At 74.0% G+C, this 2332-nt stretch carries 3 protein-coding genes; all 3 read right to left on the bottom strand.

What is annotated here, in order from left to right; translation table 11 throughout:
* Positions 1–1196 (bottom strand): homocysteine S-methyltransferase family protein (locus tag IF73_RS0136925; RefSeq protein ID WP_031015863.1); only part of this gene is annotated, 1196 nt, incomplete at its 3' end.
* Positions 1193–2176: a carbohydrate kinase family protein gene (locus tag IF73_RS0136930; RefSeq protein ID WP_031015865.1), complete on the bottom strand. Its 984-nt coding sequence runs from the start codon at positions 2174–2176 to the stop codon at positions 1193–1195. The genes IF73_RS0136925 and IF73_RS0136930, both read right to left, overlap by 4 nt.
* A gap of 2 nt (positions 2177–2178) precedes the next feature.
* Positions 2179–2332 (bottom strand): methionine adenosyltransferase domain-containing protein (locus IF73_RS40825; protein WP_158822276.1); only part of this gene is annotated, 154 nt, incomplete at its 5' end.

Below are 2332 nucleotides of genomic sequence, written 5' to 3' on the forward strand. Positions count from 1 at the left end.
CGGCCCGCCAGCTCCTCCATGTCCGCGACACCGTCCCGGCCCACGTAGTCCACACACAGGTCGAGCATGTGCGCGCCCTCGCGGATCTGGTCCCGCGCCATCTCCACACAGTCGTCCCAGCGGCCGTCCAGCATGGCCTCCCGGAACTTCTTCGACCCGTTCGCGTTCGTCCGCTCACCGATGGCGAGGTACGAGGTGTCCTGCCGGAACGGCACGTGGCTGTAGAGCGAGGCCGCACCCGGCTCGGGAACCGGGCGGCGGTCCAGGACCGCCGCGCCCCGCACCCGCTCCACGAGGGCCCGCAGGTGCGCCGGGGTCGTACCGCAGCAGCCGCCGACCAGCGCGGGCCCGTACGACCGCACGAACTCCTCCTGCGCGTCCGCGAGTTCCTCCGGGCTCAGGGGGTAGTGGGCGCCGTCGGAGGTGAGGACCGGCAGGCCCGCGTTGGGCATCACCGACAGCGGGATCCGGGCGTGCCGGGCCAGATAGCGCAGGTGCTCGGCCATCTCGGCCGGGCCGGTGGCGCAGTTCAGGCCGATCATGTCGATGCCCAGCGGCTCCAGCGCCGTCAGCGCCGCACCGATCTCCGACCCCAGGAGCATCGTGCCGGTGGTCTCCACGGTGACCTGGACGATGACCGGGAGGTCGAGGCCGATCCAGTCCAGGGCGCGGCGGGCGCCGACGACGGCCGCCTTCGTCTGGAGCAGGTCCTGCGAGGTCTCGATGAGCAGGGCGTCCGCGCCGCCGCGGACCAGGCCCTCGGCGTTCTGCTGGTAGGCGTCGCGCAGCGGCCCGTACGCGACGTGGCCGAGGGTGGGGAGCTTGGTGCCGGGGCCCATGGAGCCGAGGACCCAGCGGGGCCGGCCGTCCTCGGCGGTGCAGGCGTCGGCGACCTCGCGGGCCACCCGGGCGCCCGCCTCGGACAGGTCGTGGACGCGGTCCTCGATGCCGTACTCGGCGAGCGCGGCCAGGTTGGCGCCGAAGGTGTTGGTCTCGACGCAGTCGACGCCCGCGGCGAAGTACTCCCGGTGGACGGCGGCGACCAGGTCGGGCCGGGTGACGTTCAGGATCTCGTTGCAGCCCTCCAGGCCGGTGAAGTCGTCCAGGGTGGGGTCGGCGGCCTGGAGCATGGTGCCCATGGCGCCGTCCGCGACGACGACCCGCCGGGCGAACTCCTCCCGCAGCGAACGCCTCATGTCAGCCCCCTCAGATGCGGGACGAGCGCGGCCGCGCAGCCGACGCCGTACGCGGTCCTGATCCGGTCGAGCAGCGGCTCCCGGCGGAGCCGGTACTCCTGGGTGCCGACGGAGTCGAGGACGGTCGCGGCGACGGCGCAGCCCAGCTGGGCGGCGCACCGCTCGGGGACGCCCCACAGGGTGGCGGCGAGGAAGCCGGCCCGGAAGGCGTCGCCGACGCCGGTCGGGTCGACCACGCGGGGGACGGGGACGGCGGGGACGGCGAGCCGGTCGCGGCCCGCGCCCCGGATCCGTACGCCCGCCGCGCCGTGGGTGGTGACCCAGGCGGCGGTGCGGCGCAGCACCTCCGCCTCCGTCCAGCCGGTCTTCTCCAGCAGGAGGGCGGTCTCGTACTCGTTGGTGAAGAGGAACCGGGCCCCGTCCACCAGCTCCCGCACCTGGTCGCCGTCGAGCCGCGCGAGCTGCTGCGAGGGGTCGGCGGCGAACGGGATCCCGAGGTCGCGGCAGGCGCGGGTGTGCCGGAGCATCGCCTCGGGGTCGTCCGGGGAGACCAGGACCAGGGCCGGGCGGCCGGTGCGGGCGGCGACCTCGCGGAGGTCGATCGCGCGCGCCTCGGCCATCGCCCCCGCGTAGAAGGTGGCGATCTGGTTCTGGTCCCGGTCGGTGGTGCAGACGAACCGGGCGGTGTGCAGGGTCTCGCTGACCCGCACCGCGTCGGTGTCGACGCCGTGGTCCTTCAGCCAGACCCGGTACGGCTCGAAGTCGGCGCCGACCGCGCCGACGAGGACGGGACGCAGGCCGAGCACGCCCAGGCCGAAGGCGATGTTCGCTGCCACTCCGCCGCGCCTGACCTCCAGGTTGTCGGCGAGGAACGACAGGGAGACCCGGTCGAGCCGGTCGGCGAGCAGCTGCTCGCCGAACAGGCCGGGGAAGGTCATCAGATGGTCGGTCGCGATGGAACCCGTGACAGCGATCCGCACGATCAGACCTCTTCCCCTTTTCGCGCCTCCGGAGCGCGCGCCGCCTTCTTCAGGGCGTCGGCGCGGTCGGTGCGTTCCCAGGTGAAGTCGGGGAGTTCGCGGCCGAAGTGGCCGTACGCGGCGGTCTGCGCGTACACCGGGCGCTTGAGGTCGAGG

The sequence above is a fragment of the Streptomyces sp. NRRL F-5727 genome, assembly GCF_000719555.1.
Classification (GTDB): domain Bacteria; phylum Actinomycetota; class Actinomycetes; order Streptomycetales; family Streptomycetaceae; genus Streptomyces.